Raw genomic sequence first — 18,077 nt, forward strand, 5'->3', positions numbered from 1 at the left:
TAAGCGGACGGTGATCTGCGTTACTGCTCATGCCTCTTGAGCTGCGTATACTTGCGCGCCCCCGACGTAAGTGAGAGATGCACGCGTGTCAGCGATCGTCTCCGTCGGCCGGTCGAACGGATCGCGGTCCAGGACCACGAGATCCGCGAGCGCGCCGACGCGGATCGCACCCGTGTCGTCGAGGTGGTTCACATACGCCGAGCCCGTCGTGTAGGCGGTCAACGCCTCGGCGAGCCCGATGCGTTCACCGGGCAGGAACACCGGCGTGTCGCCGCCGTCCGATGCCGCGTCCGGTGCCACGCGGTTGACCGCCACATGGATGCCCTGGAGCGGATCGGGGCTGCTCACCGGCCAGTCGCTGCCCGCCGCGAGCCGGGCGCCGCGGCGCAGCAGCGCGCCGAACGGGTACTGCCACGCGGCCCGTTCGGGCCCCAGGAAGGGAATGGTCAGCTCGTCCATCTGCGGTTCGTGCGCGGCCCACAGCGGCTGGATGTTCGCCGTGGCCCCCAGCCGGGCGAAGCGCGGCACGTCGGTGGGCTGCACGACCTGGAGATGCGCCAGATGGGGCCGAGTGTCGCTCGGCCCGTTCGCGGCGCGCGCGGCCTCGATCGCGTCCAGCGCGTCGCGTACGGCCCGGTCGCCGAGGGCGTGGAAGTGGCACTGGAAGCCGAGCGCGTCCAACTCGGTGACGTACTTGGGCAGTTGATCCGCGTCGATGAAACTGGTGCCCCGGTTGGCCGTGGCGCAGCCGCACTTGTCGAGATAGGGGTCCAGCAGCGCCGCCGTTCCGGTCTCGGCGACGCCGTCCAGCATCAGCTTGACGCTGCCCGCCCGGAAGCGGCCGTGGCTCAACGCGGCCCGCCGCTCCACCAGTTCGGGAATCTGCTCGGCGCCCCGCTCGCGGTCCCACCACAGCGCGCCGACGACGCGGGCGGTGAGCGAGCCGTCCCGCGCGGCGGCGAGGTATGCCTGTGACGGGTCGTCCATGCCGAGGAAGTCCCCGACCAGCGCGTCCTGCCAGGCCGTGATGCCGAGCGCGTGCAGATGCCGCTGGGCGTGCAGCAGGGCCGCCACCCGGTCGGCCGCAGTGGCCGGCGGGGTGAGCCGCCCCACCAGCTGCATCGCCCCCTCCTGCAACGTCCCGCTCGGCTCACCCGAGGCGTCCCGGTCGATCCGACCGTCGGCCGGGTCGGGCGTGTCGCGCGTGATGCCCGCGAGCGCCAGGGCACGGCTGTTGACCCAGGCGCCGTGATGGTCGCGGTTGGGCAGATAGACCGGCCGGTCCGGCACCACCGCGTCCAGCAGCTCCTTCGTCGGCGTACCGCCCTCGAAGGCCTCCATCGACCAGCCGCCACCCGTGATCCACTCCCGCTCGGGGTGCGCGTCGGCGTACGCGCGCACCGCCGCGAGGGTCTCGTCGGCCGTCTTCGCCCCGGTCAGGTCGCACTGGGAGAGCTCCAGCCCGGCCGGTACCGGGTGCACGTGCGCGTCCTGGAACCCGGGCAGCAGCAGCCGCCCGGCGAGGTCCACCACCTCGGTCCGCGGCCCGGCGAGATCGTGCACCTCCTCCCGCCCTACGGCCGTGACGCGTCCGCCGGTGACGGCCACGGCGGTCGCGGTGCGGCCCTCGGGAGTGAGGACGGGGCCGCCGGTGAAGAGGAGATCTGCGTACATGGTCCGTTCCTGGTAGTGGGTCATCGGGACGCGGTCAGAAGCTGGGGTGCGTCGGCGTCGGTGCCCTTGCCGGTGCGGAAGTACGGCGACCTGCGCACCCACTTGGCCCACGCGGCGGCCACGAAGCCCGACGCGATCATCGCCAGGGGAGTGGACAGCAGGAACCACCCGTTGTCCGCGCTGACCTCGAAGTGGTCGGCGGACGTGTAGAACGACCAGCCGAGGTAACCGCCGAGGCCGAGCAGAGCCGCCGCGCTCAGCGCGGGGAACACCACCGCCCGTATCCCCTCCCGCCAGTCCTCGCGCAGCAGCGAGCGGAAGCGCACCGCGGCCGCGACGGCCGTGAGGGCGTAGGACAGGGCGACCACGATGCCCACGGCGCTCACCGTCGCCATGATCATGTCGGCGAGGCGGGGGATGACCAGCGCGAGCGCCGCGACCAGCGCGGCCAGGACGCCGATGAGCACGGTGCCGGCGGCCGGAGTCCCGTACCGGGGGCTGACCTTGGACCACACCGGCCCGAGCGTACGGTCGCGGCTCATCGCGAACATCGCCCGGGCCGTCGGAATCACCCCGGCCTGCAGCGAGGCGACCGCCGAGAACATCAGGGCGACCAGGGGGAGCGCCGCCCACGGCTGGGACGCCAGCCGCTCGCCGAAGAAGGCCAGGCCCTCGGCGCCATGGCCGACCAACTCCTCCTCGGACAAGACACGTTGGAAGGCGATCGAGCCGAGCAGGAACAGCCCCAGCATGGTGCACAGGGTGGTGATCCCTGCCCGGGACGCGTCGCGCGGGTCGCGGACCTCCTCGTTGACGCTGAACGCCGACTCGAAACCCCAGTAGCAGAACACCGACAGCAGCAGGCCCTGCGCGAGCGCCGTCGCCGACGGGATCGCGAACGGGTCGAACCAGCTCAGGCTGAAGTCGTGCGGGCCGGTGACGATGCCGTATCCGCAGAAGCCCAGCAGGACGACGTACTCGAAGACCAGCAGTCCGGCCTGGAGGCGCGCGGCGGTGCGGATGCCGGTCACGGCGGTCAGCGTCACCGCGACCAGGACCAGGATGCCGACCGCCGTCGTCTGCGCGGTCGAACCCGGGTCCAGCGCGAGGCCGCCCACCCGGTGCACTCCCGCGTCCCCGGCCAGTTGCAGCAGGGCCGAGCCGGTGACCGCCGTGGTGTACGCGAGGAACGCCACCACCGCCACGATGTTCACCCAGCCGACCATGAAGCCCAGCCAGGGCGTGAGCGAACGGCCCACCCACACATAGCCGTTGCCCGCGTTGGGCTCGACCTTGTTGAGCCGGGAGTAGGCGCCCGCGATGCCCAGGACCGGCAGGAACGCCAGCAGCATGATCGCCGGCAGATGCAGGCCGACGACCCCCGCCGTGACCCCGAGACCGATGCCGATGCTGGTGGTCGCCGCCGTACTGGAGGCGGCGATGGCGATGCCGTCCAGGACACCGAGGGACCTGCGCAGCGCGGGCTGCGCCGCTGGGTCGACGCTGTGGGGCTGGTCGGACATGGCCGGTCTCCGCTCGCACCGGGGGCCTGGACGGCCCCGATGAGCCGACATGAAACTGTCCGGAGGGTTAACAGGTCAACGGTGTTGTCATAAGGTGCGGGGCACCGGACCGAGGGAGGCAGTCCATGGGAGGCAGTCCATGAGCGAGCGCGTCGTCCCGCCCGCCGCCCGGCGGCGCAGGCGCCCCACCAAGCAGGGCGTCGTCCTGTCCGAGGCACTGATCGTCGAGACGGCGCTGCGGCTCATCGAGGAACACGGCACCGACGCCCTCTCGGTACGCCGCCTCGGCCGCGCGCTCGGCGCCGACCCCAGCTCGCTCTACCGCTACTTCCGGACCACCGACGACCTGATGCTCGCCATCGCCGACGAACTCATCGGCCGTACGCTGCGCACCTGGCGCCCCACCGGCGACTGGCGCGCCGACCTGCGGGACCTCGGCCTGCGCATGCACGCCGGGGCCCTCGCGCACCCCCGGGCGGCGGTGCTCAGCTCCTACCGGGTGACGGGGCGGGCGCACGAGATCCAGGCCGTCGAGACGATCCTCGGCGTGCTGCGCGACGCGGGGTTTCCCGACGCGGAGGCGGTGCGGATCTACCACGCGTTCGTCGACCAGGCCCTCGCCCACGGCGCCCTCGACTCGGCGAGCGCGGCGATGCCGAGGGCCGCGCGGGAGGCGGAGGCCGACGTCTGGCGGGCGACGTACGCGGGCCTGTCCGCCGACGCCCACCCGCACATCGCCGCGACGGCCCGCCATCTGGTCGCCGACATGGCACGCAGCTCCTATCCGGCCGTGCTGGAGCTGCTCCTCAGCGCGGCGGCGGCTCGGCTCGCGGAGACTGAAACGCCCTGGCCGGGACACCCGTGAGGGACAGGGCGGCGGGACAGGACCGTCCCGCGCCCCGGACCCTTCGGAGGAGTCATGCCACTGGTGACAGCGGGTTTCGTGGTGCTCGACTGTGCCGAGCCGGAGAAACTCGCCGTGTTCTATGAGGAACTGCTGGACGGCGAACAGACGGAAGCGACCGCCAACCGTGTGGAGATCAGGGGCGCCGACGGCACGCGCCTCGCGTTCCGGCGCGACATGAACGCGACGCCGCCGAGCTGGCCACGCCCCGAGAACTCCCTCCAGGCCCACCTGGACTTCGTGGTCGAGGACCTGGACGAGGCGGAGCGCAGGATCGTCGGGCTGGGCGGCCGGCCCCTGGACACGAAGGACGCGGCCGGCCCCTACGAGGAACGCGGCTACGCCGACCCGGCCGGCCACTCCTTCACCCTGCACCGCAGGGCCCCCACGGCACCGAAGCAGGGCTAGCCACTTCGGTGCCGTGGGGGCCGCCGGGGCGGCCGGTCAGTCCCGGCCGCCCTTCTCGCTGACCGGCCACACGCCCGTCGACCGCTCGACCGCCTTCGCGCCCGCGCGGTCCGCGAGGCTGCGCGCCATCGCGAAGAGGGCGCCCTGGACCGCGGCCGCCAGCAGGATCTCCCCCCAACTGCGGTCCCGGTCCAGCGCGTCGGGCGCGTCCTCCTCGTGCCGTATCGCCATCCAGGTCTTGCGGAAGGCGAGTCCCGCCAGCGCGCCGCTCGCCCAGCCGAGGGCGAATCCCAGCGGCTTGTAGGCGAGGGGGAGCTTCGCCTTCTTCTGCTTGTTCTTCTTGGCCATGTGCCTGTGCCTCCTTCGTCGGTCAGGGCCGTCCGTGCGCCGGGACGTGCTCGTCCTCCGGAACCGGCCCGGGCGGCGTCCCGTCGCCGAACGGCCTGCCGCCCAGCTCCGCCCGGTGGTGCGGGGTCAGCCAGCCCGCCAGATCCGGCCCGAGGGGCACGATGCCGGTCGGGTTGATGCCGCTGTGCACCTGGTAGTAGTGCCGCTTGATGTGGTCGAAGTCGACGGTGTCACCGAATCCGGGAGTCTGGTAGAGGTCGCGGGCGTACGCCCACAGCACCTGATGCTCCGTCAACTTCCAGCGGTTGCACTTGAAGTGGCCGTGATAGACGGCGTCGAAGCGGACCAGTGTGGTGAACAGCCGGATGTCCGCCTCGGTGATCGTGTCGCCGACCAGATAGCGCTGCCCGGCCAGTTGCTCGCCCAGCAGCTCCAGCCGCCGGAACAGACGCGCGCACGCCGCCTCGTACTCCTCCTGGCCGGTGGCGAAGCCCGCCCGGTACACACCGTTGTTGACGTCCTCGAAGACGTCCGCCATCACGGCGTCGATCTCGTCCCGCAGCGGCTCGGGGTAGAGATCGGGCGCCCCCTCGCGGTGCAGGGCCGTCCACTCGGTGGCGAGATCGAGCGTGATCCGCTGGTAGTCGTTGGTGACGAGCCTGCCGCTGGGCACGTCCACGATCGCGGGCACGCTGACGCCGCCCGGGTAGTCGGTCTCCCGCTGGTCGTAGGCCTCGCTCAGGAAGCGGATGCCGAGCACCGGGTCGCGGTCGCCGGGGTCCAGGGTGAAGCGCCAGCTGCGGTCGTCCTGGATCGGGTCGGTGATCGCGAGGGACAGGGCGTCCTCCAGGCCGAGCAGCCGCCGGGACACCACCGCCCGGCTCGCCCACGGACAGGCGCGGCTGGCCACCAGACGGTAGCGGCCCGCCGCCACCGGCCAGCCGTCCCGGCCGTCCGCGGTGATCCGGTCCGCGAAGTGGGCCTTCGACCGTTGGAACGACTTCTTCCCGTAGGCGGTGTTGCCCCCGCCGCTCATGATCCGGCTCCTCTCTGACGCAGGTCTCTTCTGACGTACGTCTCTGCCTCGTGCTCGCTCGTGCTCGGGTTCGCTCGGGTTCCTGATCTCACCGAGTCCCCCGATTTCGGCCGACCGCACGGTGTGAGCCGGATCGGCCGGGGCAGTCGCTGGAAAATGAGCAGCTCGTCCAACGCACCGCAGGCCGACCACAGGACCCGCGTCACCGTCCTGGTGGCGCTCACCGCCAATCTCGTCATCGCGATCGCCAAGGCGGTCGGCGGAGTCATCGCCCACTCACCCGCGCTGCTGTCGGAAGCCGCGCACTCCGTGGCGGACAGCATGAACGAGGTCTTCCTGCTGGCCGCCCTGCGCCGCAGCCGCCGCCCCGCCGACGCCCGCCATCCCTTCGGCTACGGCAAGGAACGCTTCTTCTGGTCCCTGCTCGCGGCCGTCGGAATCTTCGTGATGGGCGGGTGCTTCTCCTTCTTCCAGGGCGTCGAGGCGCTGCGCGGCGGCTCCGAGGAGAAGTTCGGCGGCTATGTGGCCGGCCTGATCGTGCTCGGCGTCGCCTTCGTCGCCGAGGGGCTGTCGCTGGTGCGGGCGCTGTACCAGGTACGCGGGCAGGGCGGCGTCGCGAACGGGCTGCGCGACCCGGCCCTGCGCACGGTCGTCGCCGAGGACGGCACGGCGGTGCTCGGCGTGGCCCTCGCCTTCGCCGGCATGGCGCTGCACATGGTCACCGGACAGGTCGTCTGGGAGGCGTCCGCCTCGCTCGCGATCGGCGCGCTGCTCGTCTACGTCGCCTACCGGCTGGGCCGCGAGGCCCGCGACCAGCTGATCGGAGAGGCCGCCGACCCCGCGGCGGCCGCCAGGATCCGGGCGCTGCTGGAGGCTCAACCCGAGATCGACAGTGTGGAAGCCCTGTTCACGATGAAGACCGGACTCGAAACGGCCCTGGTCGCGGCCCGCGTCGATCTGATGCCCGGGTTCGACAGCGAGCAGGTGGAGGAGGTCGCCGTCCGCATCAAGCGGTCCATCGCCCGGACGGTGGCCGAGGCGGACCAGATCTTCCTCGACGTGACCGAACGCTCCGCGCGCGAGGCACAAGGAAGCCCCGCCGCGACGGGGGAACGCGGCGGGGCCTGACGCACGTGTGCCCGGCGCACGGGGGTTCATGCGTCCTGGAGGAGAAAAAGTTTCCGGCCGGCCGACCAGCCCTCGCCGAAGCCCGGATCCGACGCGGGTCGCACCCGGTGAGACTCCGGTCAGTCCTCGGTCAGTCCTCGGTCAGTCCTCGTCGAACGGCTCCAGCACGAAGACCGGTATCACCCGATCCGTCTTCTTCTGGTAGTCGGCGTACGGCGGATACGCCGCGACGGCCCGCTCCCACCACTCGTCCTTCTCCGCGCCGGTGATCTCGCGGGCCCGCATGTCCCGCTTCACCGGCCCGTCCTGGAGCTCCACATGGGGATCGCCCTTGACGTTGTGGTACCAGACCGGGTGCTTCGGCGCCCCGCCCAGCGAGGCCACCGCGGCATAACGGCCCTCGTGCTCGACGCGCATCAGCGGCGTCTTGCGGATCTTGCCGCTCTTGACGCCCCGGGTCGTGAGCAGGATCACCGGCCTCCCCGTGTTCTGCAGGGTCGTCCCCTGGGTGCCGCCGGAGCTCTCGTACAACTCCACCTGGTCGCGTACCCACTTGGTCGGGCTGGGCTCGTACTCACCGTCGAGAGGCATGACCTGGTCCCATCGTCGTGTCCTGATGCCGACTGACACCACACGTCAACATCGGCATGCGCGGAAATCATCCTGCCGCGGCTACACCAGCATCCCCACGGCGAGCGCAAGGATCACGCCGCTCGACACCAGCGCCGTCACCAACCGCCCCCGACACCCCGTCAGCACCCGCCCCAGCAGCGCCCCGCCCCCGGCGAGCAGCACCTGCCAGCTCGCGGACGCGGCGAACGCGGCGAGGACGAAGACGGCCTGGTGCAGGGGTGCCGCCGCGTCCGTCGTGCGCGTACCGAGGACGAGGGCCACGAAGTAGATCACGGTGGTCGGGTTGAGCAGGGTGATACCGAGGAGCGCCAGGTAGGCGCGCACCGGGCTCGGCGGGGAGGGCGGCTCGGAGGGTGGGGGAGTGGAGCGGGCGGCCGGCCGTTGGTCGCGGTACTGGCGTACGGCGGTGAGCGCGCCCCGTACCGCGAGGATCGCGAGTACCAGGGCGGAGGCCCAGCGCAGCGGAGTCAGCACCGGACGCAGGGCGGCGGCCAGCGCGGAGCCGCCGAGGGTGGCCACGAGTGCGTAGAGCCCGTCGGCCGTCGCGACGCCCAGCGCGGCGCAGACCCCTGTCCGCAGAGAGGTTCGGGCGGTGAGGGAGACGAGGTAGGTCGCGACCGCGCCGACCGGGACGGCGATGCCGTAGCCCGCGAGCAGCCCCGCGACGAGCGCGGCGGTCACGACGTGGGAAGCGTGGGCCTCCACGGTCGGCCGGGCTGCTGCAGGCGCGCCATCGGACGAGCGGTGTCGGTCAGCGGCAGGAAGGCGATGGTCGTAGACATGGCCGGATTCTGCGGGTGACGGACGGGTGCCGACAAGCGAATTTCTCCGGAGCACCGGCCGGACCGGCCGGATACTCCCGCGACCGAAGCTCTGTGCGACGATCCCCGGCCAGATTGTCCGCGCGCCTGATCTGGCCGAACTTGACGTCGTCAGCTAGATGCCTCGGGCATCTAATGAAGATCGGCACGACGCACTCTTCGTCTGCGAGGTCTTCCATGACGGACATGACGGAACCGCACACCGTCGTCTTCCCCCAGAGCCGGACCTGCCCCTACCACCCGCCCGAGGCCTACGACCCCCTGCGTGACGCGCGCCCGCTGTCCCGGATCGCCCTCTACGACGGCCGCCCGGTCTGGCTGGTCACCGGACACGCCCTCGCCCGCACCCTGCTGGCCGACCCGCGACTGTCCTCCGACCGCACCCGGCCCGACTTCCCCGCCCCGACCGAACGGTTCGCGGGGCTCCGCAACCGGAAGGGCGCGCTGCTGGGCGTCGACGACCCCGAGCACCGGGTCCAGCGGCGGATGATGGTCCCCAGTTTCACCCTGAGGCGTGCCGTCGAACTGCGCCCGGAGATCCAGCGGATCGTGGACGAACGGCTGGACGCGATGATCGCCCAGGGGCCGCCGGCCGAGCTGGTGGGCGCCTTCGCCCTGCCCGTGCCCTCGATGGTCATCTGCGCCCTGCTGGGCGTTCCCTACGCCGACCACGACTTCTTCGAGGAGCAGTCGCGGCGCCTGCTGCGCGGCCCCACGGCCGCCGACACCATGGCCGCCCGCGACCGGCTGGAGGCGTACTTCGCCGAACTGATCGACCGGAAGCAAAAGCAGCCGGAGCCCGGCGACGGCGTCCTGGACGAGCTCGTCCACCAGCGACTGCGCACGGGCGAGCTGGACCAGGAGGAGGTCATCGCCTTCGCGACCATCCTGCTGGTCGCCGGCCACGAGACGACCGCCAACATGATCTCCCTGGGCACCTACACGCTCCTTCAGCACCCAGACCGGCTGGCCGAGTTGCGCGCCGACCCGGCGCTGCTGCCGGCCGCGGTCGAGGAGCTCATGCGGATGCTGTCGATCGCCGACGGCATGCTGCGGGTCGCCGTCGAGGACATCGAGACGGACGGCGGGTCGATCCGGGCGGGCGAGGGCGTGGTCTTCTCGACCTCGGTCATCAACCGCGACGAGTCCGTCTATCCCGACCCCGACACCCTCGACTGGCACCGCTCGGCCCGCCATCACGTGGGCTTCGGCTTCGGCATCCACCAGTGTCTCGGCCAGAACCTGGCCCGCGCCGAGATGGAGATCGCCCTGCGCACCCTCTTCGAGCGGCTCCCGACCCTGCGCCTTGCCGTCCCTGCGGAGGAAATCCCCTTCAAACCCGGCGACACGATCCAGGGGATGCTGGAACTCCCCGTGGCCTGGTAAGAGGCTCCGGTCATGGACAACGAAACGCGCGAATCAGACGAACTGCACATCGACATCGACCACGACCTCTGTATCGGCGCCGGCCAGTGCGCCCTGGCCGCCCCGGCCGTCTTCACCCAGGACGACGACGGCTTCAGCGCCCTGCTGCCCGGCCGCGAGGACGGCGGCGGCGACCCGATGGTGCGGGAAGCCGCCCGGGCCTGCCCGGTCAGCGCCATCACCGTGTCGGAAACGGGGAGTTGACGCCGGACACCCCGCTCGACGCCCCCGGACGCGGGTGGGCCCGCATCGCGATGCCGGCCCGCCCGCCCGACCTCAGCGCGCCGCCATCAGCGACCGCGCCGCCTCCCGCGCCTCCGCCGCCGGTCGCGTACCGCCGGTGATACCCGCCGTCACCATGGCGCCCTCGGCCAGCAGATACAGCGGCCCGGTCAGCGCGTCGGGCAGTCCCGCCGCGGTCACCAGCGAGGCGAGGTAGTCGCGGAACGCCCGTTTGTGCGCCCGGACCTGGTCGGCCACCCGCTCCGACCGGGCGCCCAGCTCGCCGTACGAGTTGATCCAGGCGCACCCGCGGAAATCCTTTTCGCCGAACCACTCCTCCAGCCAGTCGAAGACGGCGACGATCCGCCGCTCGGGGTCCGTCTGTCGCTCCACATACGCGGCGAGCTGTCCGCGCCAGCGCACGTCGCGCCGCTCCAGATACGCCTCGACCAGCTGCTCCTTCGCCGGGAAGAGCTGATAGAGCCGCTTCAGCGAGACCCCGGACGCGCCCCGGATGTCGTCCATGCCGACGGACTGGATGCCGCGCCCGTAGAACAGCTTCTCCGCGGCGTCCAATGCCTGCCCCCGGGCGGTTGCGCTGTCCATGTACGAACACTCCTTGACGCGAGAACGAGCGTTCTCCTACCGTAGCAGCCAGGAAGGAGAACGCTCGTTCTCCGCCTGCTCTTCCCGCCCGCACCGCCGTTCCGGCCCCGGAGGATGACATGACCGACCGCCCGCCCCTGCCGCCGTTCACCCGCGAGAGCGCCGCACAGAAGGTGCAGGCCGCCGAGGACGCCTGGAACACCCGTGACCCGCACAAGGTGGCGCTCGCCTACTCGGAGGACTCCGTGTGGCGCAACCGCGACACCTTCGTCACCGGCCGCGCCGAGATCGTCGAGTTCCTCACCGCGAAGTGGGCGCGCGAGCGGGAGTACGCGCTGCGCAAGGACCTGTGGGCCTTCGACGGCAACCGCATCGCGGTCCGCTTCCAGTACGAGTGCCGGGACGCCGAAGGGCGCTGGTGGCGGTCGTACGGCAACGAACTGTGGGAGTTCGACGCGCACGGCCTGATGACCCGGCGCGAGGCGAGCATCAACGACGTGCCGATCGAGGAGAAGGAGCGCCGCGTCTTCGGGCCGCGCCCGGAGAACGAGCGCGGGCTGTCCTTCCCGGTGCGCTAGGGGGTGTTCGGACCCGTTGAGTAGGGTTCCCGGGTGAACCGACAGGCCCGGAAGCCCTTCCTCTACGTCGTCGTCTGCGCCGCCGGGATCGCCGCGGACGTCAGCAAGCTGGTCACCGCCGCGCAGGAGCGGGACCGGGAGGTCGGAGTCATCGCGACCCCCGTCGCCATGAACGGCTTCTTCGACACCGCCGCCGTGGAGGCCCTCACCGGCCGCCCGATCCGCTCGGCCTGGCGCACGCCCGCCGACCCCCGCCCCTTCCCGCCGCCGGACGCCGTCGTCGTCGCCCCGGCCACCTTCAACACGATCAACAAGTGGGCCGCCGGCATCGCCGACACCCTCGCCCTGGGCACCCTGTGCGAGGCGTACGGCCTCGGCGTCCCCATCGCGGTCCTGCCCTGCGTGGCCGACGCGCTGGCCGCCCATCCCGCCTACCAGGACAGCCTGATACGGCTGCGGGGGATGGGCGTCCGCTTCGGGGAGCCGTACACCGGCGAGGCGGGGGAGGACGGCAGTCGGCCGGACTTCGGTTGGGAGCGCGCGCTGGACCTGCTGGACCGGTGACGGAACCGGCCCCGCCCGCACCCGACGTCGTACGCTCCCCGTGATACCCCATCCCGAAGGCAGGAGCAGCAACGATGCAGTACGTGAAGCTCGGTTCGACGGGCCTGGACGTGTCGCGGATCTGTCTGGGCTGCATGACCTACGGCCTCCCCGACCGCGGCGTGCACGAGTGGACCCTCGATGAGGAGGCCTCACGACCGCTGATCCGGCAGGCGTTGGACGCCGGGATCAACTTCTTCGACACCGCCAACGTCTACTCCGACGGCACCAGCGAGGAGATCGTCGGCAAGGCGCTGCGCGACTTCGCCCGCCGCGACGAGATCGTGCTCGCGACCAAGGTGCACGGCCGGATGCGGCCCGGCCCCAACGGCGCCGGCCTCTCCCGCAAGGCCATCATGTCCGAGATCGACCACAGCCTCGCCCGCCTCGGCACCGACTACGTCGACCTCTACCAGATCCACCGCTTCGACCCGCACACCCCGGTCGAGGAGACCATGGAGGCCCTGCACGACCTCGTCAGGGCGGGCAAGGTCCGCTATATCGGGGCGAGTTCGATGTACGCGTGGCAGTTCTCCAAGATGCAGTACACGGCCGAGCGGCACGGCTGGACCAAGTTCGTCTCGATGCAGAACCACTACAACCTCCTCTACCGCGAGGAGGAGCGCGAGATGCTGCCGCTCTGCGCGGACCAGGGCGTCGGCGTGCTGCCCTGGAGTCCGCTCGCCCGCGGCCGGCTCACCCGGGACTGGGGCACGGTCACCGACCGCAGCGCCGGCGACAACTTCGGCAGCCGGCTGTACGTCGACAGCGACCGCGTCGTCGTCGATGCCGTCACCCGTGTCGCGAACGACCGCGGCGTCCCGCGCGCCCGGATCGCCCTGGCCTGGCTGCTGCACCAGGACACGGTGGCTGCCCCGATCATCGGCGCAGCCAAGCCGCACCACATCGAGGACGCGACGGCAGCCGTCGAACTCGCCCTCAACGAGAAGGAGTTGGAGGAGCTCCAGCAGCCGTACAGTCCCCATCCGGTCATCGGCCACTGAAGCGCGCCCCCACAGGGCGCGGGGCTGTGTCGATGTACGGCTCCGCCGCGCGGGCGCGACCAGCCACGACGTCACCCGCAGCCGACAACTCAGTGGGGCCCGTGCGGCGCGAACTCGCTACCGCACGGCCCTGCCCCCTCGCTCTCGGCCAATCGCACACGATCACCGCTCATCGACACCGTCCGGTAGTACTCCCCGATCCGCTCGGTCGACCGCCCCACATAGTGACCGATGAACGACCGCCGAAACCGATCCTCCGTACGGTTCGGCTGCGACCCGTGCACCAGGCTCCCGTTGAAGAACAGAACATCCCCCGGCTCCATGTCGACGGGAACAGCGGCCAACCCCGCCGGAGGCGCCACGTACTCCCGCGCGAAGGACACCTCGGCGTCCGCGAGTTCCGGGCAGAACAGGTCCATCTCGTGGGTACCGGGGACGACTTTGAGGCCGCCGTTGTCCCGGTCGATCACATCGCAGGCGATCCACGCCGCGACGCAGGTGCCCGGCTCGACCCGCAGATAGAAGTTGTCCTGGTGCAGCGCCTGCCCCCGGGCACCCGGCGGCTTGAAGTAGAACATGCTCTGCGCGGCCAGCACCTCCTCCCCGAGCAGCACCTCCAGCACGCCGCGCAGCCGGGAGTCCAGCAGCACCCGCAGGGAGAGCTCGTCGATCTCGTGCGGCTGCATCACCCTCGGGTACGCGCGCAGCGGATCGCCGTCCGACGGGCGCGGCTCGAAGTGCCCGGGCACCGGGCCGCCCGCGTGCAGCGCCGCGAACCGCTCGCAGAGCCGGTCGATCTCGTCGTACCCGAACAGCCCGCGTACGACCGTGAAGCCGTCCTCGCGGAACCGGCTGAGCCCGGCCTCGGGCAGGATGGGGGCGCCGGTGGTACCCATGTCCGTGGCTGTCGTGTCGGCTGTCATGCGTCACTCCTAGTCAGGTGTCCTTGCCCCACCACGCTAGGCCGACGCGCGTCTCAGGAGGATGACTGTGAGCGCTGACCGATTGCCCGAGACTGCTGCGCCCGGTGTTCCCGCCCCGCCGCCCGGCCTGGTGGTGGTCGGGCACTTCGACCAGCCGCCGACGTACGGGATCAGCCGGCCGCGCGGCGCGGACAGCTGGCTGTTCACCTGGACCACCGGAGGAGGGGGCCGACTGTGGCACGGGGGTACCGAGACGCGGGCCGGGGCGGGGGACCTGGTGGTGCTCTCACCGGGTGTCGCCCACGGCTACGGGGTCGAACCGGGGGCGCGGCACTGGCGGTTCTGGTGGGTGCACTGCCAGGCCCGGCCCTCGTGGCGGGCGTGGCTGCGTCCGTACGACGCCGGTGAGGGGATGTACGTCGTCACGCCGACGCCGGACAACGTGCACGGCCGCGTCGAGGCGGCGTTCCGCCGGATGCTCGCCGACGCCCGCTGGACGGGCACGGAGGCGCCGCCCCTGACGGCGCCGGGGGACGAGTCCGTCGCCGTGGCCCACGGCACCGCCGCCCGCGAACTCGCCCTGTGCTCACTGGAGGAGGTCGTCCTGCTCACGGCGGGCACCGCGCGGGCCGAGCCGTCGCGACCCGGTACCGACGTCCGGGTGCGCCGGGCCGAGGCGCTGATCGCCGCCGACCCGGCCGCACCGCACACCGTGCGCTCGCTCGCCGAGCATGTCGCGCTCTCGCCCTCCCGGTTCGCCCACCTCTTCACCCGGCAGCTCGGGCAGTCACCGATGCGCGCGCTGCGCGAGGCGAGGCTGCGACACGCCGCCCGGCTGCTGGAGAGCACCGACCTGTCCGTGGAACGCGTGGCGGCCGCCTCGGGGTTCGCCAGTCCCTTTCACTTCAACCGCGTGTTCCACGCCCGGTACGGGAGGCCGCCGGGCGCGTACCGGGGGAGCGGTCCAATGGTTGGCGGATGACTTGTGTAGGCGCCGTGAAGGCGCGTACGTCTGTATGACCAGGCATGAGAGCGGGAGATCGGCCCTTCAATGGTTTGCGCTCGCACTCCCGAAGGGCTGAGTGAATACCATTTCCAATTGCCCTGCTGATATGTCGTAATCGCCGCGGACTGCTCTTGACCATTCGTCAAACAGTGAGCGTCGCACACGCAATGCGCAAAAACCGGAATCCCTTGTTCTCTGTCCCTGACCTGTGAAAAGGTGTGCCTCGCTCCCCAGTGCCCCAGGCTTCACAAGAGCCGCGCCCGGAGCATACCCCTTGGTATGGACCTTCAATGCCGAATGCCCTCCGGAGGAAAGCCGTCGTGCCTGACGCAGGCCTGTCGAATTCGTCTGACGACGCCCGCCTCTTCGATGTGACGGACGCTCAACTGAGCGCCGAACTGAAGAAGTGGACGGGAGTGACCCCGGCGCTGCACCCCGTCGGTGAACTCCTCGATCGGCACTGGGAAGCGGGCTTCGCCTACGCACGGCTGTGCACCGCCGATGCCCGATCCGCGGGAATGCTCACCACCGCGGCCTTCACCCGGCTTTTCGGCGAGACGCTGCGGCAGACCGGCCCCACGGCCGCGTGGCGTCCCCAACTCCTCGTCACCGTGCGCCGGATCGCCGCGGAATGGGACACCGACCGAAGGCGCGAGCTGCTCCACCCCGAACTGCGGTCCGAGACTCAGGGCGCGGAGCGCGTCGCCGCCCGGCTGCTGCCCCCGGCGAACCGCCGTCTGCTGTCCGGCGCCTTCCAGCGGCTTCCCCAGGCGGCCCGCTGCCTGCTCTGGCACACCGAGGTCGAGGCCGAACCGCTGGCCGTACCCGCCGGGCTCCTCGGCCTCGACGAGGAGTCCGCCCGCGTCGAACTGGGCCGCGCCTGCGAGCGGTTGCGCGAGGAGAGCCTCCAGGTCCACCGTGAACTCGCCCCCGAGCACGAGTGCCGGCAGTACCTGCGGATGCTGGACGTGACCTACCGGCGCGGCGGTGTCGACGTCGACCCGGACCTGCGCGAGCACCTGGACCGCTGCGGGCACTGCAGTGACACCGCGGACCAGCTCACCTTCTTCAACCAAGGGCTCGGCGTCGCCCTGGCCGAGGCCGTGCTCGGCTGGGGCGCGAGACCCTATCTGGACGCGAGAGCGCGCCAGGCCGAGGAGCCGTCCGAGGCGGAGTTCGAGCCGGAGTCGGCCGCGCCGATCGCGGGCGAGTCGTTCTTCGCGGACGCCGCCGACCTCACGCCTCCGGCGGATGTCCCGCCTCCTCCGGGACACGCCCCTGCTCCTGCTCCCGCGGGCGAAGACTTCGCGCCCGGTGCGGCGCCCTTCGCGTCCGGTGCGGCGGTCTTCGGCCCCGGTGCGGCGGCCTTCGCACCCGGCGGAGAGGTGCCCGCGCCCGAGGGTCTGTCCTTCGCCCCCGCGGGCGAGCCCTTCGCCGCCGCGGCGCCCGTCGCCTCCCCCATGGAGACGGGTCCGCGAACCGGTCGCCGGGCCGCTCGTCGGAGCGCCCGGCAGACCGACGCCACCGCGGCTTCACCGTCCGATGCCTCCCGGGCCTCCCGCGCCTGCTCCGGCCGCGTCGCCCTGAAGGCCGCCCGCCGGGCCTCCCGGCGCCGCAACCTCAGCGCGGCCGTGGCGACCGTCAGCGCCCTGGTCGTGCTCCCGCTGGTCATCTGGTCGGTCGGCGGGTCCGAGGAGGGGGCCGCTCCGACCGCGAACGACCGCCCCACCGCGGCACCCGACGCCGACCCGGGCGCGGACGCGGGCTCGGCCACCAGCAATCCCTCCTGGGCGGGCGCCGCCGAGGCCGCGAAGGGTGAGCTGCGGGGGCGGCTGCACAACATCGGGTCCGGGCTGTGCGTCGGCATCGTCGGCGGGAAGGCCGTCAAGGACGCGGAGACCGAACTCACCGAGTGCTCCTCGGCGCCCGGCCAGCAGTGGGCGTACGAGACCGACGGACTGGTGCGCAGCGCCGCGGACCCCGATCTCTGCCTCGACTCCCACCTCGGCTACTCGGTCCGGCTGGCTCCGTGCACGGGTGCCGGCGATGCCGAGACCAGGAACGTCCGCTACGACTTCACCCTCCAGGGCACCCTGGTGCCGCGCTTCAACCAGGACCTGGCCCTGAGCCCCGCCGCCACCGACGGCTCGGGCGCCCTGGTCCTCAAGAGCCGCGAGGACGAGAACGACGCCCAGCACTGGGTGATCGACACGTCGAAGACGGAGCCCCAGTTGGAGGTGGTCAACTGGGACGCGAAGGCCGCGAAGGTGCAGACGCCGACCCCGACGCCCACCCCCGAGCCGTCGAAGACCCCGAAGCCCGACCCGACACCGTCCGCCACCCCGTCCACGCCGCAGCCGACGACCGCTAGCCCGTCCCCGACCGACGCGTCCTGCTACTACAACCCGTACTCCTGCTCATGGGGCGGCCAGAACGGCTCGTCCGGGGGCGGGTACGGGTACGGGGGTTACGGCGGCGGCTACGGATACGGCGGCTACGGCGGAAACGGCTACGGCTACGGCGGTGGCGGCCAGGGCTGACCGGACGGATCAGCCGCCGGGATCAGCCGCCGGTGCCGGGCTGGACCACCGTCAGGCGCACCGAGGACTCGTTCCCGGCCACCGGCACCTCACCGGCCGTCCACGTCACCTTGAGCGGATCCCTCTCGTCGGGCGGCGTCACGAGCAGCGCCGCCGGCAGGGCCGTGCGGGCCCCGCTGATCTCGGGGCTGGCGAAGGACAGCCCGGCCCAGGCGCTCCGGCCCGGGGTCAGCGTGACGGTCGTGGGCGTGTCGGGGGAGCGCTTCGGGTCCGGTCCGAGTTGCTTGCCGGACGCGTCGACGAATGCGGCGCCCGGGTAGCCGCGGACGGTGCAGGTGCGCTCGGCCGTATTGGTCAGCACGATCGGGAAGTTCCGTTGGCCGGCCCCCGGACTGGGGCGTCCGATCGACGCGCGCAGCTCGGACGTGTGGCAGCGCGGGGCGGCGGCGCCCGACTGGGTCACCGGGCTCTCGGTGCCGGGGGTACCCGGTCCGGTCGTTCCCGGCTCGGTCGTGGGGCTCGGGCTCCCGGTGTCCGCCGTGGCCGACGCGGTCGTACGGCTGCTCGTGCCGGCCGGTGTCGGTGCGGAACCCGTGGTGTCGGCGCCGTCGTCGCACGCGGCCAGCAGGCCCAGCAGCGCGGCGGCGGTCACGAGGGGAGTCGCTCGGGTCGAGGAAGGAAAAGTCCGTGCACGT

Annotated in this window: 19 protein-coding genes; 10 read left to right on the forward strand and 9 right to left on the reverse strand. The window is 71.8% G+C overall.

The annotated features are described in order from the left end of the window. Nucleotides 1-27 precede the first annotated feature (27 nt). A complete protein-coding gene (locus ABIE67_RS43255) occupies nucleotides 28-1,674 on the reverse strand; it encodes an amidohydrolase (RefSeq protein WP_370267051.1) in 1,647 nt (548 codons plus the stop codon). A 20-nt stretch (nucleotides 1,675-1,694) separates the two neighbouring features. Further along, nucleotides 1,695-3,197 carry an APC family permease gene (locus tag ABIE67_RS43260; protein ID WP_370267052.1) on the reverse strand — a complete coding sequence of 501 codons (1,503 nt, stop codon included), beginning with the start codon at nucleotides 3,195-3,197 and terminating at the stop codon, nucleotides 1,695-1,697. 139 nt (nucleotides 3,198-3,336) lie between these two features. Here ABIE67_RS43260 and ABIE67_RS43265 point away from each other — a divergent pair, with 139 nt between their 5' ends. Together ABIE67_RS43265 and ABIE67_RS43270 are read left to right on the forward strand one after the other, a co-directional pair. Then, on the forward strand, nucleotides 3,337-4,062 hold the full coding sequence (locus tag ABIE67_RS43265) for a TetR/AcrR family transcriptional regulator (protein WP_370267053.1): 726 nt from the start codon (nucleotides 3,337-3,339) through the stop codon (nucleotides 4,060-4,062). 54 nt (nucleotides 4,063-4,116) lie between these two features. Further along, nucleotides 4,117-4,509, forward strand: a complete 393-nt coding sequence (locus tag ABIE67_RS43270; protein WP_370267054.1) for a VOC family protein — start codon at nucleotides 4,117-4,119, stop codon at nucleotides 4,507-4,509. Between the two features lie 36 nt (nucleotides 4,510-4,545). Here ABIE67_RS43270 and ABIE67_RS43275 read toward each other — a convergent pair whose 3' ends face one another. Together ABIE67_RS43275 and ABIE67_RS43280 are read right to left on the reverse strand one after the other, a co-directional pair. Further along, the gene (locus ABIE67_RS43275; RefSeq protein WP_370267055.1) at nucleotides 4,546-4,857 is read right to left on the reverse strand and encodes a DUF4235 domain-containing protein; all 312 of its coding nucleotides are present in this window, start codon (nucleotides 4,855-4,857) and stop codon (nucleotides 4,546-4,548) included. A gap of 22 nt (nucleotides 4,858-4,879) precedes the next feature. After that, nucleotides 4,880-5,893 (reverse strand): glutathione S-transferase family protein, encoded by a 1,014-nt coding sequence (locus ABIE67_RS43280; RefSeq protein ID WP_370267056.1) that lies wholly within the window; start codon nucleotides 5,891-5,893, stop codon nucleotides 4,880-4,882. A gap of 156 nt (nucleotides 5,894-6,049) precedes the next feature. On the opposite strand from ABIE67_RS43280, the gene ABIE67_RS43285 reads away from it, so the two are divergent. Further along, nucleotides 6,050-7,021, forward strand: coding sequence for a cation diffusion facilitator family transporter (locus tag ABIE67_RS43285; RefSeq protein ID WP_370267057.1), 972 nt, complete (start codon nucleotides 6,050-6,052; stop codon nucleotides 7,019-7,021). A gap of 141 nt (nucleotides 7,022-7,162) precedes the next feature. Here ABIE67_RS43285 and ABIE67_RS43290 read toward each other — a convergent pair whose 3' ends face one another. Both ABIE67_RS43290 and ABIE67_RS43295 read right to left on the reverse strand, forming a co-directional pair. Next, complete coding sequence (locus tag ABIE67_RS43290) at nucleotides 7,163-7,612, reverse strand: nitroreductase family deazaflavin-dependent oxidoreductase (RefSeq protein WP_370267059.1); 450 nt, start codon at nucleotides 7,610-7,612, stop codon at nucleotides 7,163-7,165. Between the two features lie 81 nt (nucleotides 7,613-7,693). Next, nucleotides 7,694-8,335 (reverse strand): LysE family transporter, encoded by a 642-nt coding sequence (locus tag ABIE67_RS43295; RefSeq protein ID WP_370269508.1) that lies wholly within the window; start codon nucleotides 8,333-8,335, stop codon nucleotides 7,694-7,696. Between the two features lie 317 nt (nucleotides 8,336-8,652). On the opposite strand from ABIE67_RS43295, the gene ABIE67_RS43300 reads away from it, so the two are divergent. Both ABIE67_RS43300 and ABIE67_RS43305 read left to right on the forward strand, forming a co-directional pair. Then, the gene (locus ABIE67_RS43300; protein WP_370267061.1) at nucleotides 8,653-9,861 is read left to right on the forward strand and encodes a cytochrome P450; all 1,209 of its coding nucleotides are present in this window, start codon (nucleotides 8,653-8,655) and stop codon (nucleotides 9,859-9,861) included. 42 nt (nucleotides 9,862-9,903) lie between these two features. Further along, nucleotides 9,904-10,104 carry a ferredoxin gene (locus ABIE67_RS43305; protein ID WP_370269513.1) on the forward strand — a complete coding sequence of 67 codons (201 nt, stop codon included), beginning with the start codon at nucleotides 9,904-9,906 and terminating at the stop codon, nucleotides 10,102-10,104. Nucleotides 10,105-10,176: 72 nt separating this feature from the next. Here ABIE67_RS43305 and ABIE67_RS43310 read toward each other — a convergent pair whose 3' ends face one another. Then, nucleotides 10,177-10,728 (reverse strand): TetR/AcrR family transcriptional regulator, encoded by a 552-nt coding sequence (locus ABIE67_RS43310; RefSeq protein WP_370267062.1) that lies wholly within the window; start codon nucleotides 10,726-10,728, stop codon nucleotides 10,177-10,179. A gap of 119 nt (nucleotides 10,729-10,847) precedes the next feature. Here ABIE67_RS43310 and ABIE67_RS43315 point away from each other — a divergent pair, with 119 nt between their 5' ends. The 3 genes from ABIE67_RS43315 to ABIE67_RS43325 all read left to right on the forward strand — a co-directional run bounded on the left by ABIE67_RS43315 (nucleotide 10,848) and on the right by ABIE67_RS43325 (nucleotide 12,913). Continuing rightward, nucleotides 10,848-11,306, forward strand: a complete 459-nt coding sequence (locus ABIE67_RS43315; RefSeq protein ID WP_370267063.1) for a DUF1348 family protein — start codon at nucleotides 10,848-10,850, stop codon at nucleotides 11,304-11,306. A 33-nt stretch (nucleotides 11,307-11,339) separates the two neighbouring features. Further along, the gene (locus ABIE67_RS43320; RefSeq protein WP_370267064.1) at nucleotides 11,340-11,870 is read left to right on the forward strand and encodes a flavoprotein; all 531 of its coding nucleotides are present in this window, start codon (nucleotides 11,340-11,342) and stop codon (nucleotides 11,868-11,870) included. 74 nt (nucleotides 11,871-11,944) lie between these two features. Beyond that, nucleotides 11,945-12,913, forward strand: a complete 969-nt coding sequence (locus ABIE67_RS43325) for an aldo/keto reductase (RefSeq protein ID WP_370267067.1) — start codon at nucleotides 11,945-11,947, stop codon at nucleotides 12,911-12,913. An 89-nt stretch (nucleotides 12,914-13,002) separates the two neighbouring features. Here ABIE67_RS43325 and ABIE67_RS43330 read toward each other — a convergent pair whose 3' ends face one another. Continuing rightward, nucleotides 13,003-13,809: a phytanoyl-CoA dioxygenase family protein gene (locus ABIE67_RS43330; protein WP_370269518.1), complete on the reverse strand. Its 807-nt coding sequence runs from the start codon at nucleotides 13,807-13,809 to the stop codon at nucleotides 13,003-13,005. A gap of 88 nt (nucleotides 13,810-13,897) precedes the next feature. Here ABIE67_RS43330 and ABIE67_RS43335 point away from each other — a divergent pair, with 88 nt between their 5' ends. Together ABIE67_RS43335 and ABIE67_RS43340 are read left to right on the forward strand one after the other, a co-directional pair. Then, nucleotides 13,898-14,818, forward strand: coding sequence for a helix-turn-helix domain-containing protein (locus tag ABIE67_RS43335; RefSeq protein WP_370267068.1), 921 nt, complete (start codon nucleotides 13,898-13,900; stop codon nucleotides 14,816-14,818). A gap of 344 nt (nucleotides 14,819-15,162) precedes the next feature. Next, nucleotides 15,163-17,382 carry a ricin-type beta-trefoil lectin domain protein gene (locus tag ABIE67_RS43340; RefSeq protein ID WP_370267069.1) on the forward strand — a complete coding sequence of 740 codons (2,220 nt, stop codon included), beginning with the start codon at nucleotides 15,163-15,165 and terminating at the stop codon, nucleotides 17,380-17,382. Nucleotides 17,383-17,404: 22 nt separating this feature from the next. On the opposite strand, the gene ABIE67_RS43345 is transcribed toward ABIE67_RS43340, so the two are convergent. Then, nucleotides 17,405-18,034, reverse strand: coding sequence for a DUF4232 domain-containing protein (locus ABIE67_RS43345; RefSeq protein ID WP_370267071.1), 630 nt, complete (start codon nucleotides 18,032-18,034; stop codon nucleotides 17,405-17,407). Between the last annotated feature and the right edge of the window lie 43 nt (nucleotides 18,035-18,077).

It is taken from the genome of Streptomyces sp. V4I8, assembly GCF_041261225.1.
Lineage (GTDB): Bacteria > Actinomycetota > Actinomycetes > Streptomycetales > Streptomycetaceae > Streptomyces.